The sequence below is a fragment of the Burkholderia sp. SCN-KJ genome, assembly GCF_024656005.1.
In the GTDB taxonomy this organism is placed as follows: domain Bacteria; phylum Pseudomonadota; class Gammaproteobacteria; order Burkholderiales; family Burkholderiaceae; genus Burkholderia.
The window spans coordinates 24,371-47,174 of sequence record NZ_JANKOG010000029.1 but is presented as its reverse complement, the minus strand read 5'-3'; the positions used below and the strand labels follow the sequence as shown (position 1 = coordinate 47,174).

Annotated in this window: 17 protein-coding genes and 1 riboswitch; of the genes, 8 read left to right on the top strand and 9 right to left on the bottom strand. The window is 70.1% G+C overall.

Annotated features, from left to right (window positions below; translation table 11 throughout):
* The first annotated feature begins 163 nt into the window (after positions 1-163).
* From recC to arfB, 4 genes are read left to right on the top strand one after another with little or no spacing between them, the layout of a single operon-like run.
* Complete coding sequence (gene recC, locus NQV17_RS32420; RefSeq protein ID WP_257775401.1) at positions 164-3,502, top strand: exodeoxyribonuclease V subunit gamma; 3,339 nt, start codon at positions 164-166, stop codon at positions 3,500-3,502.
* Complete coding sequence (gene recB, locus NQV17_RS32415) at positions 3,499-7,203, top strand: exodeoxyribonuclease V subunit beta (protein WP_257775400.1); 3,705 nt, start codon at positions 3,499-3,501, stop codon at positions 7,201-7,203. Before recC ends, recB begins: the two co-directional genes overlap by 4 nt.
* On the top strand, positions 7,200-9,506 hold the full coding sequence (locus NQV17_RS32410) for an AAA family ATPase (protein ID WP_257775399.1): 2,307 nt from the start codon (positions 7,200-7,202) through the stop codon (positions 9,504-9,506). The genes recB and NQV17_RS32410 overlap by 4 nt, the downstream gene beginning before the upstream one ends.
* Positions 9,503-9,907, top strand: coding sequence for an alternative ribosome rescue aminoacyl-tRNA hydrolase ArfB (gene arfB / locus NQV17_RS32405; RefSeq protein WP_044848015.1), 405 nt, complete (start codon positions 9,503-9,505; stop codon positions 9,905-9,907). Before NQV17_RS32410 ends, arfB begins: the two co-directional genes overlap by 4 nt.
* Positions 9,908-9,969: 62 nt before the next feature.
* Here arfB and NQV17_RS32400 read toward each other — a convergent pair whose 3' ends face one another.
* From NQV17_RS32400 to thiC, 5 genes are all read right to left on the bottom strand, one after another.
* A complete protein-coding gene (locus tag NQV17_RS32400) occupies positions 9,970-11,250 on the bottom strand; it encodes an EAL domain-containing protein (protein WP_257775397.1) in 1,281 nt (426 codons plus the stop codon).
* 458 nt (positions 11,251-11,708) lie between these two features.
* Entirely contained in the window at positions 11,709-12,635 is a 927-nt protein-coding gene (locus tag NQV17_RS32395; protein WP_257775396.1) for a DMT family transporter, read from the bottom strand.
* A gap of 162 nt (positions 12,636-12,797) precedes the next feature.
* Positions 12,798-13,058 (bottom strand): hypothetical protein, encoded by a 261-nt coding sequence (locus NQV17_RS32390; RefSeq protein WP_257775395.1) that lies wholly within the window; start codon positions 13,056-13,058, stop codon positions 12,798-12,800.
* A gap of 207 nt (positions 13,059-13,265) precedes the next feature.
* The gene (locus NQV17_RS32385; RefSeq protein WP_044848011.1) at positions 13,266-13,481 is read right to left on the bottom strand and encodes a glycine zipper 2TM domain-containing protein; all 216 of its coding nucleotides are present in this window, start codon (positions 13,479-13,481) and stop codon (positions 13,266-13,268) included.
* Positions 13,482-13,734: 253 nt separating this feature from the next.
* Positions 13,735-15,666 carry a phosphomethylpyrimidine synthase ThiC gene (gene thiC / locus NQV17_RS32380; protein ID WP_044848010.1) on the bottom strand — a complete coding sequence of 644 codons (1,932 nt, stop codon included), beginning with the start codon at positions 15,664-15,666 and terminating at the stop codon, positions 13,735-13,737.
* Positions 15,667-15,790: 124 nt separating this feature from the next.
* A riboswitch (TPP riboswitch) is annotated at positions 15,791-15,907 on the bottom strand.
* A gap of 268 nt (positions 15,908-16,175) precedes the next feature.
* Here thiC and NQV17_RS32375 point away from each other — a divergent pair.
* From NQV17_RS32375 to NQV17_RS32365, 3 genes are all read left to right on the top strand, one after another.
* Positions 16,176-16,442, top strand: coding sequence for a pentapeptide MXKDX repeat protein (locus tag NQV17_RS32375; RefSeq protein ID WP_044848009.1), 267 nt, complete (start codon positions 16,176-16,178; stop codon positions 16,440-16,442).
* Positions 16,443-16,551: 109 nt separating this feature from the next.
* Positions 16,552-17,184: a cytochrome b/b6 domain-containing protein gene (locus NQV17_RS32370; protein ID WP_044848008.1), complete on the top strand. Its 633-nt coding sequence runs from the start codon at positions 16,552-16,554 to the stop codon at positions 17,182-17,184.
* Between the two features lie 29 nt (positions 17,185-17,213).
* Positions 17,214-18,002 (top strand): molybdopterin-dependent oxidoreductase, encoded by a 789-nt coding sequence (locus NQV17_RS32365; protein WP_257775393.1) that lies wholly within the window; start codon positions 17,214-17,216, stop codon positions 18,000-18,002.
* Between the two features lie 42 nt (positions 18,003-18,044).
* Here the strand turns inward: NQV17_RS32365 and NQV17_RS32360 are convergent, their stop codons facing one another.
* Positions 18,045-18,326 carry a helix-turn-helix domain-containing protein gene (locus NQV17_RS32360; protein WP_124487536.1) on the bottom strand — a complete coding sequence of 94 codons (282 nt, stop codon included), beginning with the start codon at positions 18,324-18,326 and terminating at the stop codon, positions 18,045-18,047.
* Positions 18,323-18,676, bottom strand: a complete 354-nt coding sequence (locus NQV17_RS32355; protein ID WP_257775391.1) for a type II toxin-antitoxin system RelE/ParE family toxin — start codon at positions 18,674-18,676, stop codon at positions 18,323-18,325. The genes NQV17_RS32360 and NQV17_RS32355 overlap by 4 nt, the downstream gene beginning before the upstream one ends.
* A gap of 503 nt (positions 18,677-19,179) precedes the next feature.
* Here NQV17_RS32355 and NQV17_RS32350 point away from each other — a divergent pair.
* Positions 19,180-20,370 (top strand): EamA family transporter, encoded by a 1,191-nt coding sequence (locus NQV17_RS32350; protein ID WP_257775390.1) that lies wholly within the window; start codon positions 19,180-19,182, stop codon positions 20,368-20,370.
* Positions 20,371-20,391: 21 nt separating this feature from the next.
* On the opposite strand, the gene NQV17_RS32345 is transcribed toward NQV17_RS32350, so the two are convergent.
* Together NQV17_RS32345 and NQV17_RS32340 are read right to left on the bottom strand one after the other, a co-directional pair.
* Complete coding sequence (locus NQV17_RS32345; protein ID WP_257775389.1) at positions 20,392-21,591, bottom strand: MFS transporter; 1,200 nt, start codon at positions 21,589-21,591, stop codon at positions 20,392-20,394.
* Between the two features lie 365 nt (positions 21,592-21,956).
* The gene (locus NQV17_RS32340; RefSeq protein ID WP_257775388.1) at positions 21,957-22,781 is read right to left on the bottom strand and encodes a phosphodiesterase; all 825 of its coding nucleotides are present in this window, start codon (positions 22,779-22,781) and stop codon (positions 21,957-21,959) included.
* Positions 22,782-22,804: the final 23 nt, after the last annotated feature.

Below are 22,804 nucleotides of genomic sequence, written 5' to 3'. Positions count from 1 at the left end.
ACGAAGACGCCCGGGGCGGCGTATTGACTGGCGACGAGTCTATCGTATTTCGCGGTCCGCAAAACCTGGCCGTTCGGACGACGTTCATCGCGACGGCCCTTTTGCTATCCTTGGTGCTCCCGTTCGCCCGGCCCGTCCGGCGCGAGGCTCCGACACCCGCTTCATGCTCCATCTCTTCTATTCGAACCGTCACGAGACGCTGGCCGACGCGCTGCTCGACGACCTGGCCGCGTTCCCGGCCCGCAACGGCCCGTGGGCGCCGCAGCAGGTCATCGTGCCGAGCGCGGCGCTGCGCCGCCGTCTGGAACTCGACATCGCCGCGCGCCACGGCGTGTGCGCGAACGTCGAGTTCACGTATCTCGCGCAATGGCTGTGGGCGCAGATCGGCCGCGTGCTGACGGTGCCGGCACGCTCGCCGTTCGCACCCGATCGCCTCGTGTGGCGCTGCTACCGGCTGTTCGCGCAGGGCGCGGGCGGCGCGCCGTGGCTCGCGTCGCCGCGGCTGGCCGCGTATCTGTCCGCGTCCGACGATGCAATGCGCTACGAGCTCGCGCAGCGCGTCGCGGCCGTGCTCGATCATTACCTGACTTACCGACCCGAATGGCTGGCCGCGTGGCAGGCCGGCGAATCGGTGCTCGCGGGCGACGCCGCGCCGCGCGGGATCAGCGACGCCGCGCGCGACGACGAGCGCTGGCAGGCCGCATTGTGGCGCGCGCTGCTCGCGGAGCTGAGCGACAGCGGCACGCCGCCCGCGCATCGCTTCCTCGTGGAGGCGCGCAACCTCGATCCCGAAACCGTCCCGCGTGCCGACTGGCCGGAATCGGTCAGCGTGTTCGCGCTGCCGACGATGCCGCCGCTGCACGTCGCGCTGCTGCGCGAGCTGTCGCGCTGGATCGACGTGCGCGTCTATGCGCTCAACCCGTGCCGCGAATTCTGGTTCGACATCGTCACCGCCGCGCATGCCGAGGCGCTCGACGCGGCCGGCCGGCTCGACTACCAGGAAGTCGGCCATCCGCTGCTCGCCGAGTGGGGCCGGCAGACGCAGGCGCAACTGCACATGTTGCACGAACTGACTGAAAGCGCCGCGTCGGGCGATGCGTCGCGTTTCGTCGGGAATCCCGCGCCGACCTGGCTTGCGCGCGTACAGAACGCGATCCTCGACCTGCAGCCGGAGGCCGCGCTCGGCGAAGCGCCGGTCGAGCGCGGGATCGAGGTGCACGTGTGCCACAGCCTCGCGCGCCAGCTCGAGGTGCTGCACGACCGCCTGCTCGCGTGGTTCGATGCGGACGCGACGCTGCAGCCGTCCGACGTGCTGGTGGCGGTCGCCGATCTGGCAGCGGCCGGGCCGCTGATCGATGCCGTGTTCGGCACGGCGGGCGCCGGCGGCGCGCGCGTGCCTTACCGGATCACCGGCCTGCCGCCGTCGCAGGCGAACCCGGTCGCGCGCGTGCTGCTCGAATGGCTCGCGTTGCCGGAACGGCAGGTCGGCGCGCCGGAGCTGGTCGAATGGCTGCGCGTCGACGCGGTGGCGGCCCGTTACGGCATCGACGCGGCCGCGCTCGAGACGGTGCAGACCTGGCTCGCGGCCGCCGGCGCGCGGCGCGGGCTGTCGCCGACGGCGAGCGACGATGCGGCGGTGCCTGCGCCGCGCCATACGTTTTCCGATGCGCTGGCGCGGCTGTTCCTCGGCTACGCGATGCCCGAAGGCGCGGCACCGGTCGGCGCGTGGCTGCCGATCGAGGCGGCCACCGGCAGCGAGGCCGAACTGCTCGGCCGGCTCGCGCGCTTCACGGACGATCTCGACGGCTTCTCGCGACGGCTCGCCGACGCACACACGCCGCGCGCATGGAGCGAACTGTTCGCCGACACGCTCGCACGGTTCTCCGACTCCGGCGCCGCGTATGCCGATGCGCTCTCGGGCGTGCGCGACGCGCTCGACGCGATGCTCGCCGCGATGACGGAAGGCGCGCCCGACGAGGCCTTGCCCGCAGCCGTCGTGCGCGCGGGGCTGGCCGCCGCGCTCGACGATCCGGCGCGCGGCGGGGTGCCGTGGGGCGGCGTCACGTTCTCGTCGCTGACGAGCTTGCGCGGGCTGCCGTACCGCGTCGTGTGCCTGCTCGGGATGGACGACGGCGTGCTGCCGAGCCTCGCCCGCGCGGACGAGTTCGACCTGATGGCCGTGTTGCCGAAGCTCGGCGACCGGCAGCGCCGCGACGACGAGCGCAACCTGTTCCTCGACCTGCTGCTCGCCGCGCGCGACCGGCTGCTGATTGCCTATACGGGGCGCAGCATTCGCGACAACGCGCCGTTGCCGCCCGCGGCGCTCGTCGACGAACTGCTCGACCATCTCGCGCTCGTCACCGCCGGCGAGGACGCCGCGCCGGACGCGGTCGATGCCGCGCGGCGCGCGTTCATCGTCGAACATCCGCTGCAACCGTTCGCGGCCGAGTATTTCCGGCCCGGCAGCGAACTGGCTTCGTACGACGCCGAGCGCGCGACACTCGCGTCGCTGCTGGCAGCCGAAGCCGCGCGCGACGCGACGCGCGAGCAGCCGTTCTTCGCGCAGCCGCTGCCGGCCGAGCCGGTCGAGCCCGTCGCGTTCAGCGAATTCGAACGTTTCTGGCGGCATCCGGCCCGCGCGCTGCTGCGTGCCCGGCTCGGCATCGTGCTGTCCGACGCGCAGGCCGAACTGCTCGATACCGAACCGTTCGCGCTCGACTTCGCGGGCAGCGACGCGCTCGCCGAGCGCGTGCTGCCGCTTTTGATCGAATCGGACGAAGGCGGCGTGCACGATCATGCGCTGCGCATCGCGGACGCCAGCCCGGAACTGCCGGGCGGCGCGACGGGCGCGGTGTGGCGCGACCAGGCGCTCGGCTCGATGACGCAGCTCGCGTCGAACGTGCGGCGTGCGCTGGCCGACGGCATGGAACGGCGGCCGTTCACGCTCGCGATCGCGCCCGCATGGCCCGACACCGACCACGCGCTGTTCGGCGCCGACGACGCGATGCTGTCGCGCGATGCGGTGAGTGCGCCGCTCGAATTGCACGGCACGCTGAACCGGCTGACGGCGGCCGGCCAGATCATCTATCGCTATGCACGGCCGAGCGCGCGCGACTACCTGTCCGCGTGGCTCGCGCATCTCGTCTATTGCGCGGTGGAGCCCGAGGGTCCGCGCCGCACGCTGTGGTTCGGCAGCGGCGGCGCCTTCGAGCTCGCGCCGGTCGCGGCGCCGCTGGAGCGCCTTGCGCCGCTTGCCGCGCTGTTTCGCGCGGGGCGGCGCATGCCGCTGCGCTTCTTCCCGCGCAGCGCATGGGCGTGCGTGTCCGACGGCGAGGCGAAGGCCGCGAGCGTGTGGATCAACGAGCGCGTGGTGAGCGAAGCCGACGATCCGGCCATCGCGATCGCATGGCGCGGCGCGCATCCGTCGCTCGACGAGCCGTTCGGCACGCTCGCGCGGCTCGTGTTCGAGCCGATGCTGGAACACCTGAAGGAGGTCGCATGAGCGCCGCATCCCGGCCGCAGGCGGCGCTCGAACTCGACGTGTTCGCGTGCCCGCTCGACGGCGTCAACCAGATCGAGGCGTCGGCCGGTACCGGCAAGACCTGGAACATTTGCGCGCTTTACGTGCGCCTGTTGCTGGAGAAGGATCTCGGCGCGGACGAAATCCTCGTCGTGACCTTCACGAAGGCGGCGACGGCCGAATTGCACGAGCGGATCCGCGGCCGGCTGGCGCAGCTCGCCCATGCGCTCGATACCGGTGACGACGGCGGCGATCCATTCGTCGCGCGCCTGCTCGAGACGACGCTCGGCGCAGCCGGCGCGCTCGACCCCGAGACCGCCGCCAAGCGGGTCCGGCGTGCGCTGCGCGCATTCGACCAGGCGGCGATCCACACGATCCACGCGTTCTGCCAGCGTGCGCTGCAGGAAGCGCCGTTCGCGGCCGCGATGCCGTTCGCGTTCGACATGCAGGCCGACGATGCGGCGCTGCGCTTCGAGCTTGCGGCGGACTTCTGGCGCACGCGCGTCGAACCGCTGGCCGCACGCTGGCCGGGCTTCGCGACGTGGCTCGTCGATTCGGGCGCGGGCCCGGCCGCGCTCGACGCGCAGCTGGCGCGCCGGCTGAAGAAGCCGCTCGCCGCACTGCGCTGGGACGGCGTCGTCGAACCGGACGAATCGGCCGAGGCCGCTGCCGCCGAATGCTTTGCGGAGGCCGCACGGATGTGGGCCGCCGAGCGCGACGCGATCGATGCGTTGCTGCGCACCGCGCAGCCCGCGCTCAACCAGCGTTCGCACAAGCCTGACGCGCTCGCCGATGCGCTCGCAGCATGGTCCGCGCATTTCGCGCAGGGCAATGCCGCGGCCGCGCTGCCGAAGGCGGCGCTCAAGCTCACGCGCACCGCGCTCGTGAAGGCGACGAAAAAGGGCGGCGCAACGCCCGAGCATGCGTTCTTCGACGTCGCCGATGCGCTCGAAGCGGCGGTGGCCGCGGCCGAGGCCGCGCAGCGCGCGCGCTGGCTCGCGCTGATCGCCGACTGGCTCGACACCGCGCCGGGCGCGCTGGCCGAACGCAAGCGCACGCGCCGCGTCGTGTCGTTCGACGACCTGCTCGCGAACCTGTATCACGCGCTGCATGCGCATCCGTGGCTCGCCGAGACGCTGCGCGCGCGCTATCCGGCCGCGCTGATCGACGAATTCCAGGATACCGACCCGCTGCAGTTCGCGATCTTCGACCGGATCTTCGCGCCGGGCGGCCCGCTCTTTCTCGTCGGCGATCCGAAGCAGGCCATCTACAGCTTCCGTGCGGCGGATCTGCACACGTATCTCGCCGCGCGAGCCAGCGCGAGCGCGTGCTACACGCTCGCGGTCAACCAGCGCTCGACGCCGGCGATCGTCGATGCGTGCAACCGCTTCTTCAAGTCGAACCCGCGCGCGTTCGTGCTCGACGGGCTCGACTATTACGCGGTGCGGGCCGGCACGCGCGTGCGTGCACCGTTCGTCGACGGCACCGATCCGGGCCCGGCCGGCGATTTCCGGATCTGGGCGCTGCCGGGCGGCGACGGCACGCTGCTCAAGCGCGAAGCACAAGCACAGGCCGCGCAGGCGTGCGCGGCCGAGATTGCCCGGCTGATGCGCGGCGCGCGCGAAGGGCATGTGCGGCTCGGGCGTACGCCGCTGTCGCCGGGCGACATCGCGGTGCTGGTGCAGACGCACCGGCAGGGCAGCCTCGTGAAGCGCGTGCTCGCGACGTGGGGCATCGGCAGCGTCGAGCTCGCGCAGGCGTCGGTGTTTTCGACCGGCGACGCGGAGCAGCTCGAGCGCGTGCTGGCGGCGATCGATGCGCCGGGCGACCTGCGGCGCCTGCGCGCGGCGCTGGCGGCCGACTGGTTCGGCCTCGATGCGGGTGCGCTGTGGCGAATGGAGCAGGGCGACGGCGACGCGTCGCGCGAAGCTGACGACAGTGCGGACGCGATGAGCTGGGTCGAGCGCTTCTCGCGTTATCGGCTGCTGTGGCGCGAACGCGGCTTCGCGGTGATGTGGCGCACGTTCACGCGCGAGTTGCGAATCGCCGAGCGGCTGATGGCCGGCGCGGACGGCGAACGCCGCGTGACCGACATCAACCATCTGGCCGAGCTGACGCAGGCGCGCGCGTCCGCGCAGCCGGGCATCGCGCCGACGCTGCGCTGGCTCGCCGCGCAACGGCTCGACGGCGGCGGCGAGGAAGCCCAGTTGCGTCTCGAATCCGATCGCAACCTCGTGCAGATCGTGACCGTGCACAAGTCGAAGGGCCTCGAATACGCGGTCGTGTTCTGTCCGTTCCTGAACGACGGCGGGCTGCGCGAGCCGCCCGCGTCGGCGCTGCCCGACGCCCGCGAGTATCACGACGACGCGGGCGACGCCGTGCTGCATTACGGGTGCGACGACGAGGCCGCCGAGCATGCCGCGCGCCAGGCGCTGCGCGAACAGGCGGCGGAACGCGCGCGGCTCGTCTACGTGGCGCTCACGCGCGCGGTCTATCGGTGCTATCTCGTCGCCGGGCCTTATCTGTCGTCGCGCTCGACCCGCGAGGCGCGACGCAGCGTGCTGAACTGGCTCGTGGCCGGCGCCGGCCAGTCGTTCGACGCGTGGCTCGACGAGCCGCCCGACGAAGCTGCGCTCGACGCGGCGTGGCAAGCACTCGCGAGCGGGCCCGTGAGCGTTGCACCGTTGCCGGTGCCGGCGCGCCCTGAGCGGCTCGCGGCCGGGCACGATGCATCGCAGACGCTCGCGGCACGTCATGCGACGCGCGTGTTGCGCGACGCGTGGCGGATGGCGAGCTTCAGTTCGCTGACCGCGTCGATGGCACGCGAGGAAGCAGGCGTCGCGGTCGTGCCGGACGACGAGCTGCGGCCCGATCACGATGCGCTTGCCGCCGTGGCGCCGGACGGCGCATTCGTCGTGGCCGACACCCCGGCGGTCGAGCCGCCGGACGACGACATCCTCGTGTTTCCGCGCGGTGCGGCAGCGGGCGAATGCCTGCACCGCCTGTTCGAACTCAGCCGGTTCACCGAGCCCGATTCGTGGCACCGGGCGGCGCTCGGCGCGCTGCACGACCGGCCGGTCGAGGCCGAGCCCGAACTCGCGACGCGCCTGCCGGCGATGATGGCGCGGCTCGTCGGCGATGTCGTGCGCACGGAGCTCGTGCCGGGCATGCGGCTTGCGGATCTCGACCCCGCCAGGCGGCTCGACGAAATGGGTTTCCTGTTTCCGGCGCCGTCGCTCGAGCTGGGCGCGCTGCGCCGGTTGCTGGTCGCGCACGGCTATCCGGACGTTGCGCTGGACGCGGGCGTGCTCGCCGGTTTCATCAAGGGTTTCATCGACATGATCGTCGAACACGACGGCCGCTTCTGGATCGTCGACTGGAAGTCGAACCACCTCGGCAATACGCCGGATGCCTATGGTCCGCGCGCGCTCGACGTCGCGATGGCCGATCACGCGTATCACCTGCAGGCACTGCTCTATACGGTCGCGCTGCATCGCTATCTGCGCGGGCGGCTGCCCGACTATGACTACGACACGCACATGGCGGGCTACCTGTACCTGTTCGTGCGCGGCGTGCGGCCCGGCTGGCGCAGCGGCGGCGAACCGGCCGGCGTGCATGCGCGGCGGCCCGCGCGCGAACTCGTCGACGCGCTCGACCGGATGATGGAAGGGGGCCGCGCATGAACGTCACCGACGATACGCTCGAATTCACCGGTGGCCTCGTCGCGCGCCTGCCCGAGCCCGCGGATTTCGGCATCGCGCTCGCGGAAGGGTTCGCGCGGCGCATCGGCGACCTGTCGCGCCGCGCGGGTGCGCCGGCCGCGGCTGCGCGCTGGGCGGCGCGCGCCGCGTTCGCGACGAGCCGGGCGACCGCGGGCGGTCACGTGTGCGTGTCGCTCGGCGCGCTCGCGCAACGCTACGAGGAACCGGTCGACGACGTACGCGCGGCGCTTGCCGCGAGCGGCGTGGTGGCGTTCGGCACGCTCGCGCGCGGCGACGAGCGGCCGCTGATCGTCGACCGGCTCGACCATCTGTATCTGTCGCGCTATTTCGACTACGAACGTCGGCTCGCTGATGCGCTCGTCGCGCAGGCCGGCGTCGCCGCGCCGGGCGACGCGCTGTCGCCGGACCGGTTGCGCGACAGTCTCGCGCGTTACTTCGGGCCCGCGACGGGCGACGTGGACTGGCAGCGCGTCGCGGCGATCGTCGCGCTGACGGGACGCGTGACGATCGTCAGCGGCGGCCCCGGCACCGGCAAGACGACGACCGTCGTCGGCGTGCTGGCGTGCCTGCTCGACGCGCATCCGGGCTTGCGCATCGCGCTGGCGGCACCGACCGGCAAGGCCGCGCAGCGGATGCAGGAAGCGCTGCACGCGCGGGCGGGCGACCTGCCGCCGGAACTTGCCGCGCGCCTGCCGGACACGTCGTACACGCTGCACCGCCTGCTGGGCGGCGGCGGCGCGGCGGGCTTCCGCCATCATCGCGACAATCCGTTGCCGTACGACCTGATCGTGGTCGACGAGGCGTCGATGATCGACGTCGCGCTCGCCGCGCATCTGCTCGATGCGCTCGCGCCCGGCGCACGGCTCGTGTTGCTCGGCGACAAGGACCAGCTTGCCGCGGTCGAAGCCGGCGCCGTGTTCGCCGAACTCAGCGCCCGGCCGACGTTTACCGCCACGGCGCGCACGCGCATCGCGGACGCGCTCGGGGTCGACGAGGCGGCGTTCGTCGCGGCGTTGCCGGTGCCGGACGGCGAGGCGGCGGGGGCGGTCGGGGCGGTTGCCGCGCCAATTCCAGCGCCAGCATCCGTTTCGTTACCGGCTGCTCCCGCGCGCAAGGCGTCGGCGCGGCGGAACGTGGATACGCGCCAGGCGTCGCTGTTCGACGATGAGCCGCAGGCTGAAGCGGTTTCGCCGGCCGATGCCGCGCCACCCGCGGCTTCGTTGCCGCCTGCGGCGCTTGCATCGACCGGCACCGATCGCAGCTCGGCGGCCACCGATCCTGCATGGATCGACGCCGGCGAACTCGCGTGGCTCGACGCGGTCGAGCTCACGCCGTTCGATCCGGCCGCTGCGGGCGATTCGGCGTGGGCGTCGACCGTTGCAACGCGCGCCGCCGAAGGCGTTGCCACCGCGTCCCCCGCACCCGCACCACTCGCGGACTGCGTCGTGTGGCTCGAACGCAATTACCGTTTCGGTCTCGATTCGGCGATCGGCCGCCTGTCGCTCGCGATCCGCCGCGGCGACGTGCAGGGTGCGCTCGACGCGTTGCCGACGGACGAGGCCGCGGCCGCGTCGTTTCATGACGATGCGGGCGACACGCTTGCGGCGTCGACGATCGAGCGACTCGCGCGCCGGTTCGGCGCCTACCTCGATGCGTTGCGCGCCGCGTTGTCCGCGCCGGTGCCCGACCCGTTGCCGTTGTTCGATGCGCTCAACCGCTTCCGGATCCTGTGCGCGACGCGCACGGGCTCGCGCGGCGCCGAGCACGTCAATGCGCTGGTGGCCACGCATGTGCGGCATGCCGCGCGCGTGCCGCTCGCGGTCGGCGCACACTGGTTCACCGGGCGGCCGATCATGGTGACGCGCAACGACTATGCGCTCGCGCTGTTCAACGGTGACATCGGCATCGCGCTGCCGGACGCGCACGGCGTGCTGCGCGTGTGGTTCCGCCGCGCGGACGGCTCCGCGCGCGCCGTGTCGCCTGCAGCGCTGCCGCCGCACGAAACGGCGTTCGCGCTGACCGTCCACAAGTCGCAAGGCTCCGAATTCGACGAGGCCGCGCTCGTGCTGCCGGCGTCGTTCAGCCGCGTGCTCACGCGCGAACTCGTCTATACGGCCGTCACGCGCGCGCGCACGCGCGTGCAGGTGATCGGCCCGCGGCGTGTGCTGGCGCAGGCGGTCGCGACGCGCACGCAACGCGATTCGGGCCTCGCGGCCCGCGTCGACGAGGCGCTCGCGCGGCGCCGCAAGGAGACGTCGCGATGATGATCCGCTACACGCTCGATCCGGCCGAAGTCGAATGGACCGCCGTGCGCGCGCAGGGCGCGGGCGGCCAGAACGTCAACAAGGTATCGAGCGCGATTCACCTGCGCTTCGACATCCGCGCGTCGTCGCTGCCGCCCGTCATCAAGGAGCGGCTGCTTGCGCTGTCCGACCAGCGCATCACGCGCGACGGCATCGTCGTGATCAAGTCGCAGGAATACCGCACCCAGGAGAAAAACCGCGAGGCAGCGCTCGCGCGGCTCGATGCGTTGATCGGCAGCGTCGCGTTCACGCCGCGCGCGCGCGTGGCGACACGGCCGACGCGCGCATCGAAGGAGCGGCGGCTCGAACACAAGTCGCGCCGCAGCGTGGTGAAATCCGGAAGAGGGAAGGTGATCGACTGACGGAAGGTCGACCCGGCTGACCCCAGCCGACCCAGCCGACATGGCGGGCCCCGCCGCGCCCGTCAGCGCATCACGGTGCCCGCGCTGTCGAGCACGAAGTCGACGCAGAACACGACGAGGCGGCTTTGCGCACGAATCGCGACGGCCGCCGTGTAGCAGTCGCGGCCTTCGGTTAGCGAGAAGTGCGGGCCCATCAGCGCGACGCGCCCCGGCGCCGCGATCGCGCGCTGGAAGTACGGGCGCCGCGACCAGTTGCTGTGCGTCTCCGGGAACAACGGTGCGAGCCGCGTGCCGCTCGCCTGGCCATCCTCGGGGCGCGCGCCGATCGACGGCAGGAACTGTTCGCCGATCTCGTCCGTGACGAACACGCGGCGCGCGGCCGGCACCGCGAATACGCGCTGCGCGGCGTCCTGCAGGTTGCCGCTCGCGGAAAAGGCGGCCGCGCCGGCGAGCACGAGCCGCTCGATCGCATCGAAGCCCGGTTGCTCGGCGATCGCCGGCGTATGCCGGCGCGCGATGAAGCGTTGCCACGCGGCGTCGAGCATCGCGGGCGCCGCAGCGCTCGCGTGCGCGATCGACGCATCGGGCTGGCCGAACTGGAAGCCCTGGACGAAATCGATATCGGCTTCCATCAGCGTCTGCAGCGCGTCGTCGCTTTCGACACCCTCCGCGAGCACCATCGCGCCGGCCTGGTGGAGCATCGATACCAGGTGATGCATGATGCGGCGATCGTCGGCCGACGCGTTCGCGCGCTCGACGAGCGAGCGATCGAGCTTGACGATATCGGGTCGCGCGCGCCACACGCGGTCGAAATTCGAGAATCCGGTACCGAAATCGTCGATCGCGATCAGGAAGTCGCGATGCTGGATCATGTCGATCGTGCGGGCGAGTGCGGCTTCGTCGCGCGACGGCTGCTCGACGACTTCCAGCACGATGCGGTTCGGCGGCAGCGCGAAATGACGGCACAGCGCCTCGACGAATTCGCGCTGCACGAGGCCCGAATCGAGCACGCGTGGCGTCACGTTCAGGAACAGCCAGCCGTCGCCGATGCCCTGCGCGACGAAGTTGGCCGTATGCAGGCAGCGGGCGAGCCGGTCGAGCAGCAGCGCGTCGGCAGCGGCGCGCGTCTTGTCGAACAGCGCGACCGGCGAAGCCAGCGTACCGTTCTCGTCCACGACGCGCAGCAGCGCTTCATAGCCGACCACGCGCTTGTGCGTGATCGACAGCACGGGTTGGAACACGCTGCGCAGCGTCGTGTCGCGATACGTGGCGATCCAGCCGCTGGGCGTCGGTGTCAGGCGTTCGAGCAGGGAATCGAGCGAGAGGTCGCGGGCGGGCTTCATGTCAACGATGCCCTGGGGCGATCGGGGGGCGGTGTCGTGCGCGCCACGCAGAAGCCGTCGCACGCGCAGGTGGACGCGAAAGAACGTGGTGCATCGTGACCGCCTTCTGCGGATGAGTGCTACGAGTGTAACGGGAATGGCGCGGTGCGCGTATCAGGGTAACTCCAGACGCAAACGCTACACCGTCGCCTGGACGGGGTTGTCCGCCCGCAAGCTCGACACGCAAGGGCCGCCGGTCGTGCACGCGGCGACAGCGCCGCGTATGCCGCGTGCATTGCGTGCGAAGAAGGCCGGCGGATCAGGAAAACGGAAAAACGGGCAAGCCATGCGGCTGCATCGGCATCAGGTGCAAAACGACCTGCGCCGTCGCGCACCGGTCCATGCGCGGCGCTCGACGAACGGTGGCCGGCGTGTCGCGGGAAACCGGAAACCGGCAGGGCGCGGGCCCTGCGCGTCGCTCAGGCCGCTTCGCCGCCGCGCGGGCCCAACCCGGGAATCCGCTTGATCACGCCGGTCGCGAGCGCGGTGCCGACGAGCACGATCGCGCAGCCTTCGATCATCACGACCGACACGTGTTCGCCGAGGAACAGCGCGCCCCACAGCAGGCCGAACACCGGGATCACGAACGTCACCGTAATCGCGCGGGCCGGGCCGACATGCGCGATCAGATAGAAGAAGATGAAATATGCGATGCCCGTGCAGGCGATGCCGAGCGCGAGCACGGCGCCCCACGCATGCGCGCTGACGGCAGCCGCGGGCCAGGTCGCGATCGCGAACGGCAGCAGCAGCACGGTCGAGCCGATCATGCTGCCGGTCGCGTTGACGAGCGGGTCGACGCCGCTGAGCGTGCGCTTCGTGTAGTTGGCCGCGATGCCGTACAGCAGCGTCGCGCCGAGCGCGGCGGCGGCGGCCAGCGCGGTCGCGCTGGCGCCGGTGCTGCCGCTTGCGTTGGCGACCTGGTCCCACACGAGCGTGAGCACGCCGGCAAAGCCGATCACGAGGCCGAGCGCGCGCGGCAGCGACAGCTTGTCCTTCAGCCAGAGGTAGGCGACGAGCGCGCCCCACAGCGGCGTCGTCGCGTTGATCACCGACGTCATGCCGGCCGACAGCGTCAGCTCGGCGAACGCGAACAGGCAGAACGGGATGCCCGAGTTCAGCGCGCCGACGACGAACAACGGCCATGCGCGACGGCGCAACTGCGCGCCGAGCTCGGCGGGCTTGAAGCGCGTCAGCGCGAAGCCGGTGAGAAACAGCGCGCCGATACCCACGCGCAGCGCCATCAGCGGCGCGACACCGAAGTCGGCGACGCCGACCCGGATGAACAGGAACGACGCGCCCCACAGGGCGGCGAGGACGGTCAGCAGAAAGGCGTTCTTGGGCGACATCGAGCGTGGCGGGCGAGGGGACGGGATGCAAAGGATCTTACACCGCGTTACCGCGCCGTCGTTTCACGATCGGATGAAACGACAAGAAACGGGAACGTCGCCGGTCGCCGGCTCGGGGCGGCCGGCGGCTGCGGGCCGCCGGCTCCGGATGGAGCGGTGCGCTCAGTGATGGTGGTGCCAGCCGCCGCGTCTGCCGAAGCCGAAATTGAGCGACAGCGCGGGTCCCCAATAACCGCCCCATGCCGGCGCATACGCAGGCGCCGGGTAGTAGTAGGCGGGGCCCGGATCGACGTACACGGGTGCCGGCTGTACCGGTGCGGCCGCGTAATAGCCGCCGGGATAATAGCCGTACGGGTAGTAGCAGCCGGCGAGCGTCGTGCACGCGAGCGCCGCGGCGGCGAGTGCGACGAGGGTCCTGTTCATGATGTCTCTCCGGCGGAGCCGGCAATCGGCAGATGCTTAAGCTTAGGCCGCGCGACGATGACAAGATGCGCAAAACGGTAACGGATCATTTCCGGGCCGCTGCGTCGTGTTGCGGCGCCGCATACGAAAAACGGCGCTTCCGCCGCGCGGAAACGCCGTCAGGCCGGAGCTTGCCGCGCGTCGCGGCAGCCGGGTAAGCCGGTCGGCTTATTTGCCGACCTGGTTGCCGATGATGCCGCCGGCGGCTGCGCCGCCGAGTGTCGACAATGCGTTGCCGCCGATCGCCGCGCCCGCGACGCCGCCAACACCCGCACCGATTGCCGTATCGCGCTGGCGCCGCGTCATCGAATCGCAGGCCGACAGGCTGGCCACCGTCGTGACGAGCAGCGCGCATACCCCAAAACGCCGAATCGAAGCATTCATGATGGTTGTCCTTGCGATAGTGAACGGAAGGTCGCACGGGCGCATCGCGGCCGCGCATGAAACCAATCTACCTGCCGTCCCAGCGGGCTGCTGTAAGGACTTGTTAAGGCTCGGGCGGTTTCGTAATCAATTGTTTCCCTTGCGCCGGCAGGCACGACGCATGCGCGCGCACGCAAAAAAGCCCGCTCGAAAGCGGGCCTGGTGCAGTGCGCCACGATGCGGTCCGTGCGGACCGCCGCGTTCGCTGGCCGGCTTACTGACGGTGATAGATCTCGGCGCCGGTCTTCACGAACTCGACCGCCTTGACTTCCATCCCCTTCTTCAGCGCTTCGCTTTCCGATACGCCCTGTTGCGCCGCGAACTCGCGCACGTCCTGCGTGATCTTCATCGAGCAGAAGTGCGGGCCGCACATCGAGCAGAAGTGCGCGACTTTCGCGGAATCCTTCGGCAGCGTCTCGTCGTGGAATTCGCGCGCCTTGTCCGGATCGAGGCCGATGTTGAACTGGTCTTCCCAGCGGAACTCGAAGCGCGCCTTCGACAGCGCGTTGTCGCGGACCTGCGCGCCGGGGTGACCCTTGGCGAGGTCGGCCGCGTGCGCGGCGAGCTTGTACGTGATGATCCCTTCCTTCACGTCGTCCTTGTTCGGCAGCCCGAGGTGTTCCTTCGGCGTCACGTAGCACAGCATCGCGGTGCCGAACCAGCCGATCATCGCGGCGCCGATGCCCGACGTGATGTGGTCGTAGCCCGGCGCGATGTCGGTGGTCAGCGGCCCGAGCGTGTAGAACGGCGCTTCCTTGCACCAGTCGAGCTGGAGATCCATGTTCTCCTTGATCAGCTGCATCGGCACGTGGCCGGGGCCTTCGATCATCACCTGCACGTCGTGCTTCCACGCGATCTGCGTGAGCTCGCCGAGCGTCTTCAGCTCGCCGAGCTGCGCTTCGTCGTTCGCGTCGTAGATCGAGCCGGGGCGCAGGCCGTCGCCGAGCGAGAAGCTCACGTCATACGCCTTCATGATCTCGCAGATCTCTTCGAAGTGTTCGTACAGGAAGCTTTCCTTGTGATGCGCGAGGCACCACTTCGCCATGATCGAGCCGCCGCGCGACACGATGCCCGTCATCCGGTTCGCGGTGAGCGGCACGTATTGCAGACGCACGCCCGCGTGGATCGTGAAGTAGTCGACGCCTTGCTCGGCCTGCTCGATCAGCGTGTCGCGGAAGATTTCCCAGGTCAGGTCCTCGGCCTTGCCGTTGACCTTCTCGAGCGCCTGGTAGATCGGCACCGTGCCGATCGGCACCGGGCTGTTGCGGATGATCCACTCGCGCGTTTCATGGATGTGCTTGCCGGTCGACAAGTCCATCACCGTGTCGCCGCCCCAGCGGATCGCCCACGTCATCTTGTCGACTTCCTCGCCGATCGACGACGTGACGGCCGAGTTGCCGATGTTCGCGTTGATCTTCACGAGGAAGTTGCGGCCGATGATCATCGGCTCGGATTCCGGGTGGTTGATGTTCGCGGGGATGATCGCGCGGCCGCGCGCGACTTCGTCGCGCACGAACTCGGGGGTGATCTCGGCCAGCGCGTTCGCGCCGAAGGCCGCGGCGCCGAACGCCTGGCCCGGGTGCTGGCGGCCCATCATCGCGGCGAGCTTCGCGCCGTTCGGGCCGCTCGACTTCAGGCTCTCGATGTATTCGGCGCGGCGCTGGTTCTCGCGAATCGCGATGTATTCCATTTCCGGCGTGATGATGCCCTGCCGCGCGTAGTGCATCTGCGTGACGTTCTTGCCGGCCTGCGCGCGGCGCGGGTTGCGGTGCAGGCCCGGGAAACGCAGGTCGGCGGTAGCCGGGTCGGCCGCGCGCTCGAGGCCGTACTGGCTCGACAGGCCGTCGAGCACTTCGGTGTCGCCGCGCGCTTCGATCCAGCGCTGGCGCAGCGCGGGCAGGCCCGCGCGGATGTCGATCTTCGCGTCCGGATCGGTGTAGGGGCCCGACGTGTCGTACACGTAGATCGGCGGATTCTTTTCGCCGCCGAAGCCGGTCGGCGTGTCGGCCTGCGTGATTTCACGCATCGGCACGCGGATGTCGGGCTGCGAGCCGGTTACATACACCTTTCGCGAATTGGGCAGCGGCGCGACGGCAGCAGCGTCGACGTGGGCGTCGGCAGACAGAAACTTCGGATTGGCGTTCATGCAATCTCCTGTGTGAGCGCCGGACAGGCGCTTCGGCGCTTGCCCGGAGCCCTTGACGAATGTGGGGCTCGAGCTAAGCAGGAGACGAGGCTTGGTGAGGCGGCGGATTTCGTCAGAAGGATGGCGGTGAAATCCGTACGCTTCCCTGCGCTGGCATTATCCAGATCAGGTTCAAAGGGTATTTCTCACCCGCAATGCCGGTTGTTTGACCGAACGCATTGCAGGACCCCCGCGTTAGCAGCGCACACGATACACTGGCTTGGCGGCGGTTTCAACCGGGACGGGATCGGCCGTCCCGGTGCGGCCGCAGCATGGCGGGCGGTGTGATGGCCCGTCGAAGTGACAGCGCGCGTCGCCGCCGCGCGGCCCCACGGCTCGGCCGGCCGCGGCGAAGCGGTGCAACATGGCGCGCCTTCGCGCGACCTCAAAAAAAATTTCGCAGCGGCTGTCATTTCCCGCGACGTCGTCCGTCTATTCGGCTCCTTAAACCCATGTTTTGGAGAGATGTCATGAAAAACGTACTGATCGCCACCTGTGTCGCTGCTTTCGCCACGCTTGCAACGGGCGCGTATGCGCAGAACGACGCGATGTCGCAAAACGGCTCGTCGATGTCGAAGGACGCGATGGGGCACGACGCGATGGCGAAGGACGGCGCGATGAAGAAGGACGCCATGAAGAAACATGCGATGAAGAAGGACGCGATGAAGAAAGACGCGATGTCGCACGACGAGATGGGCAAGGCGAAGTCGGACGACAAGATGGCGCCGTCGAACTGACGGAGCCGGGCAGGGCGTGCGGCCGGCGCATGTGCTCGACGACGGCCGCCCGCGTCTCGTTTTGTCTCGACTCGACTCGTCTCGTCGACGCGTTCCGGGAGTCTTCATCATGCAAACCGTTCCCGCCACCGGGCGCGCGGCCGTCACGCCGCCCGCCCGCAAGATTCACCCACTGTGGGTGCGCGTGAGCCACTGGCTCAACGCGCTCGCGGCGATCCTGATGGCGCTGTCCGGCTGGCGCATCTACGATGCGTCGCCGATCTATCCGCCGTTCGTGTTTCCGCACGGCATCACGCTCGGCGGCTGGCTCGGCGGCGCGCTGCAATGGCATTTCGCGGCGATGTGGCTGCTGGTCGGCAACGGGCTGTTCTACCTGGCGATGTCGATCGCGACCGGACGCCTCGCGCGCAAGATGCTGCCGGTCACGCCGGCGTCCGTGTGGCGCGACGTGCGCGCCGCGCTGCGCGGCCGGCTCGCGCACGACGATCTGAGCGTCTACAACGCGGTGCAGCGTGCCGCGTACCTGGTCGCGATCGTCGATCTGATCGTGCTGGTGCTGTCCGGGCTGACGATCTGGAAGTCGGTGCAGTTTCCGCTGCTGCGCGAACTGTTCGGCGGTTACGACAACGCGCGCGTCGTGCATTTCTGGGCGATGTCGCTGCTCGTCGCGTTCTTCTTCGTGCACGTCGCGATGGCGCTGCTGGTGCCGCGCTCGCTGCTCGCGATGCTGCGCGGGCGCTGACCCGTCAACTCCGGGTGAAGGAAATCATCATGTCCGATTCCGAATACAGGCGCGCCGATTCGAGCTGGACGCTCGACCGCAAGTCGCTCGAACTCGACGTGCGCCGCGAGCTGGAGATGCCGTCGCGACGGCTGTTCAATCGCCGCATCCTGACGCTCGGCGGCCTGACGATGCTGACCGGCTGCACGCTGAAGGACGACGCGTCGGTCAACACGTTCCTCGAGAAGGTGTCGCGCATGAACGACCGCGTGCAGGCGTGGCTCTTCAGCGGCGAGCGGCTCGCGCCGACCTACACCGAGGCCGACATCACGCGGCCGTTCCCGTTCAACGCGTATTACGGCATCGACGAGGTGCCGCACGTCGACGCATCGACGTACCGGCTCGTGCTGTCGGGCCGCGTGACGGGCAAGCGCGTGTGGACGCTCGACGAGCTGTATGCGCTGCCGCACGCGGAGCAGATCACGCGGCACATCTGCGTGGAAGGGTGGAGCGCGATCGGCCGCTGGGGCGGCACGCCGTTCGGCGCGTTCCTAGCGCGTGCCGGCGCCGATACGCACGCGAAATACGTCGGCTTCAAATGCGCGGACGACTACTACGAAAGCATCGACATGCCGACCGCGCTGCATCCGCAGACGCTGCTCGCATTCGACTACGACGGCCATCGCCTGCCGCCGGAATTCGGTTTCCCGATGAAGCTGCGGATGCCGACCAAGCTCGGCTACAAGAATCCGAAGCACATCATGGAGATCTTCGTGACCGATACCTTCCCGGGCGGCTACTGGGTCGATCAGGGGTACAACTGGTTCGGCGGATCGTGAAGCGGCGGCGCGCGAACGCGTGCTGCCGTGCGTCGCGGCGTGTCACACGGATTCGCGCACCTGCAGGTCGACGCGCAGGCCGACCGCCGCCGCCATGTTCACGAGCGCGTCGAGCCCGAACAGGTTGATCTTGCCGCGCAGCAGGTCGGACACGCGCGGCTGCGTGACGCCCAGCCGTTGCGCGGCCTGCGCCTGGCTGAGCTCGAGCTGCGCGATGCGCTGCTTGAGCGCGATCATCAGCTCGGAGCGCAGCTTCATGTTCTCGGCTTCGGCCGGCCGGCCTTCGAGTGCGTCCCAGACGCTCGCATGACGTTCGTTGCTCATCGTTTCCTCTCCATCATCAGCGCCCGGTAGCGCCGGGCAGCCAGGTCGATATCGGTCCTGCAGGTGCGCGCCGACTGCTTGCGGAAGCAATGCAGCACGTAGATCGCGTCGGCGAAGGTCGCGACGTAGACGATCCGGAACGCACCGCTCGCGTCGCGCAGGCGAATTTCCCGCACGCCCGGGCCAACGGTGCGCATCGGCTTCCAGTCGTCGGGCGCGAGGCCGCGCTGCACCTGGTCGATCTGGTGGCCGGCTTCGCGGCGCGCGAGAAGCGGAAAGCCGCGCAGGTCGTCGAGTGCGGTGCCGACGAACACGACCGGCTTCGGCGGAAGAATGGTGGAATTATACAAAATTTTGTATGGATGGTGGGCGGATTGAAAGGGCGAATGTCGGTGGCCGGACGCGCCTGCCGACCGTCACCGATCATCACCATAAGCGCGAAGCGACCGCTGAAGCGCATGACTGGCCATCAGGCCGATGGAGCGATCGCCACGGGCGGGACCGGATGCCGGGCGGCCCGCGCGACGCCCGCGCCGCGCGTATCGAGCCCCCGATCCGGTTGGTCCGGATGCCGAAAAATGTCGCGCCGAAACGTCAGTGGATAAGCTTTCAGACTGGTCTGATGATGCTTTCGAATCCTTGATGCCATAATGCCGAGCGGGCGCAGCCGAAGCGGCTCGCGCCCGCTTTTCGACCTTCTGCCGCCGCTTGCCGGTTCTTATTCGTCGCCGTTCGCACTGCCATGTCGTTCCGCACGTCCGTCTCCGCCTTCCCGGTCCAGTCAGGGCCGTTTGCCGGTCTCTCCGGCGTCTTTCAGCGGAGCACGCGACACGTCGTGCGGGCGGGCTGAACGATGACCCCGCTCGACCGCCTCCTCGATTTCCTCGCCCGCCTGCCGATCCGGATCCGCCTGCCGCAAAGCCGCGGCGGCCGCGTCGCGCTCGCCCTGGTCTTCATCTATTTCGTCTGGGGTTCGACCTACAGCGGCCTGCATTTCGCGCTGCAGTCGTTCCCGCCGCTGCTGCTGTCGGGGCTGCGCAACCTGCTCGGCGGGATCGGCCTGTTCATCTTCGCGCTGCGGCGCAAGCCCGAATGGCCGACGCTGCTCGAAATCCGCAACTCGGCGATCGTCGGCACGATGCTGGTCGCGCTGTCGTCGGGCACGATCGCGCTCGGGATGCGCACGGTCAGCAGCGGCTCGGCCGCGGTGATGGTCGCGACGGTGCCGCTGTTCGCGACCGTGATCGCGGCGGTCGCCGGACGCCCGGTGACGAAGGGCGAGTGGGCGGCCGTCGCGCTCGGGATGGTCGGCATCGTCGTGCTGAATTCGGGCGGCGCGGCCGCCGCGAACTCGGCGCTCGGCACGATCTGCGTGCTGGCCGGCGCGCTGTTCTGGGCGGGCGGCGCGCATCTCGCGACGCGGCTCAAGCTGCCGTCCGACCTGTTCCTGTCGACGTCGCTGCAGATCGGCCTGGGCGGGTTGATGTCCACGATCGGGGCGTGGCTGATGGGCGAGCGCATCGAACAGGTCGCGGTCGCGCCAGTGTTCGCGTTCGTGTACCTGATGGTGTTCTGCACGATGGCCGCGTACGTCGCGTACGGCTACCTGATTCGCCACACGAGCCCGATCATCGCGAGCAGCTGCATGTACGTGAACCCGATCGTCGCGGTCGCGCTCGGCGCGCTGATGCTCGGCGAGCCCGTGACGATGGCAACCGTGGTCGCGACGGTCGCGATCCTCGGCAGCGTCGGGCTGTCGTTCCTGTTCGATCCCGCGCGCCGGCCCGCGGCGCGCGCGGCGGCCGACGCTTCTCCGGCCGTGGCGACCGCGGCAACCGTCGCCGCCGAATCGACGGCGGATGCGGCGCCCGCACCGGCTCAGGCGGCGATGCCGGAGCCGGCACCGATCCTCGCGCCTTCCGCGGTACCGCTTGCGGTGCCCGCACCGGCCGCCGTCGTGGACCCGGCCGCGGTCATGGATCCCGCGCAGGCATTCACGCCGCCGCCTGCCGTCGATCCGGCCGCGTCGCGGGCCGACGCATGACGCCGGTGCGCGACGCGGCGTTCAGCCGCGCCGTGCGCCGCGATGGTGGGACCAGCCGGCGAGTGCGGTAAACAGCAGGCCGGCCGCGCACATGCCGATCCAGCCAAAGGCGTGCCACGCGGCGACGCCGGCCGACGAGCCGAGCGCGCCGCCGATGAAGTAGCACACCATGTACACGGTGTTCACGCGGCTGCGCGCCTCGGGCTTCAGCGCGTAGATGCGCGACTGGTTCGAGATCTGCGCGGCCTGCACGCCGACATCCAGCACGATCACGCCGATCACGAGCCCGACGAGGCTCGTCCCCGACAGCGCGAATATCACGAACGACGCCGCGAGCAGCGCGATCGCGAGCGAGATGATCGCGCGCGGGCCGCGCGTGTCCGCGAAACGGCCCGCGTACGGTGCGGCCAGCGCACCGGCCGCGCCGACGATGCCGAACAGCCCTGCGGCCTGCGGGCCGAGATGGAACGGCGCACCGGCGAGCAGCAGCGTGAGCACCGGCCAGAACGCGCTGAACGCGGCGAACAGCGCGGAGCCCGTCAGCGACGCCTCGCGCAGCCCGCGCAGTTCGACCGCCAGGTGCCACATCGAGCCGAGCAGCTTGCCGTACGGCAGCGTCGACGTCGGCGAGCTGCGCGGCAGCCGCAGCACGATCACCGCGGCCAGCGCGACGAGCGCCGCGACCGACGCGCTGAACACCGCCCGCCAGCCGAAATATTCGGCGACGAAGCCGGCCGCCGTGCGCGCCAGCAGGATGCCGAGCAGCAGGCCGCTCATCACGGTGCCGACCGCATGCCCGCGCTCGGCCGGCGGCGCGATCTCGGCCGCGAACGGCACGGCCTGCTGCGCGATCGTCGCGAGCACGCCGATCGCGAGGCTCGCCACGGCCAGCACCGCCAGCGACGGCGCGGCCGCGGCCACGATCAGCGCGATCGACAGGCCCGCGATCTGCATCAGGATCAGCCCGCGGCGATCGAAGCGGTCGCCCAGCGGCGCGAGCAGGAACATCCCGGCCGCATAGCCGAGCTGCGTCGCGGTCGGCACCGCGCCGATCCACGACGCGCCGTCCGGGAAGGCCGAGCGGAAGCTGTCGAGCAGCGGCTGGTTGTAGTAGATGTTCGCGACCGACACGCCCGCGATCGTCGCGAGCAGCAACAGCAGGCTGCGCGAGTAGTGGGGCGAGGCGGCGTCGGTCGGGCGGTCGGTGGAGGCGGCGGACATGGCGGCAACGGAACGGAGTTGGGCGGCGTGGCGCGCGGCGCGGCGTCGGCGGCGCAGGCGGCCGGGCGCCGATCGAGCGTGCCGATCATACCGGAGCACCGGGAATCGTGCCGGCGGTGCTGCGGTGCTGAGGCTCAGCGGCTCAGCGGCCCAACGGCCAAACGGCCAAACGGCTCAGCGGGCCCAGAGGCCAGAAGCCCAGAAGCGCAGAAGCGCAGAAGCGCAGCGGCGCAGCGGCGCGGTCGGCTGCGCGGCCGGCGCGATCGCAGCATGGCCGGCCGCGCTCAGCCGCAATCAACCGCAATCATTCGACGCGGCCCCCACCGGCCGCAGCCGCTCGTCATGCATCCGCGATTGCGTACCGTTCAATCGACCAGTTCCCCGCTCGGCTCATAGAACGGATACGGCCCGTCGCCTTCGTCCACGTACACGTGGTGGGACGTCATTCCCGCGTCCGGCGTATGGACGTGCACCGCGAACGCGGGCGGCTCGAGCCGGAACGCGGACGGCGCGTCCGCTCGCAAATCGAACGCCACCTGGTGCGCGGGCGCCGGCACGGCCGACGCGAGCGTGCCGCCGAAGCGCGTGAACATCGTCCGGTGCACGTGGCCGCACAGCACGCGCTCGACGTTCGGATAGCGGCGCAGCAGCGCGTCGAGTTTCGCGGCAGCGGTGGGCGCGAGGCGCAGCGCGTCCATATGTCCGATCCCGGACACGAACGGCGGGTGATGCAGCGCGACGATCACCGGCCGGTCGCGCGCGGCGTCGAGTTGCGCGGTGAGCCACGCGAGCCGCGCATCGCACAGGTCGCCATGGCTCGTGCCGGGCACCTGCGAATCGAGTGCGAGCACGCGCACGGCGCCGATATCGAGCGCGTACTGCACGAACTCGCCGTCCTGCAATTCGGGACGATCGGCGAACGCGCGGCGCAACCCCGCACGATCGTCGTGATTGCCGACCATCAGGTAATACGGAATCTCGAGCGGCGCGAGCAGGTCGCGCAGGTGGCGGTATTCGTCGTCGTGGCCGAAGTCGGTCAGGTCGCCGGTGACGAGCACCGCGTCGGGGCGCGGCACCAGCGCGTTCAGCTTCGCGATGCAGCGCGCGAGCGCGGCGGCCGTGTCGACGCGCCGGTACGCGAGCTGGCCCGGGCGCTTGATGTGGAGATCGCTGATTTGAGCAAGCAGCATCGTCGTTCCTCGGAATGTGTGGT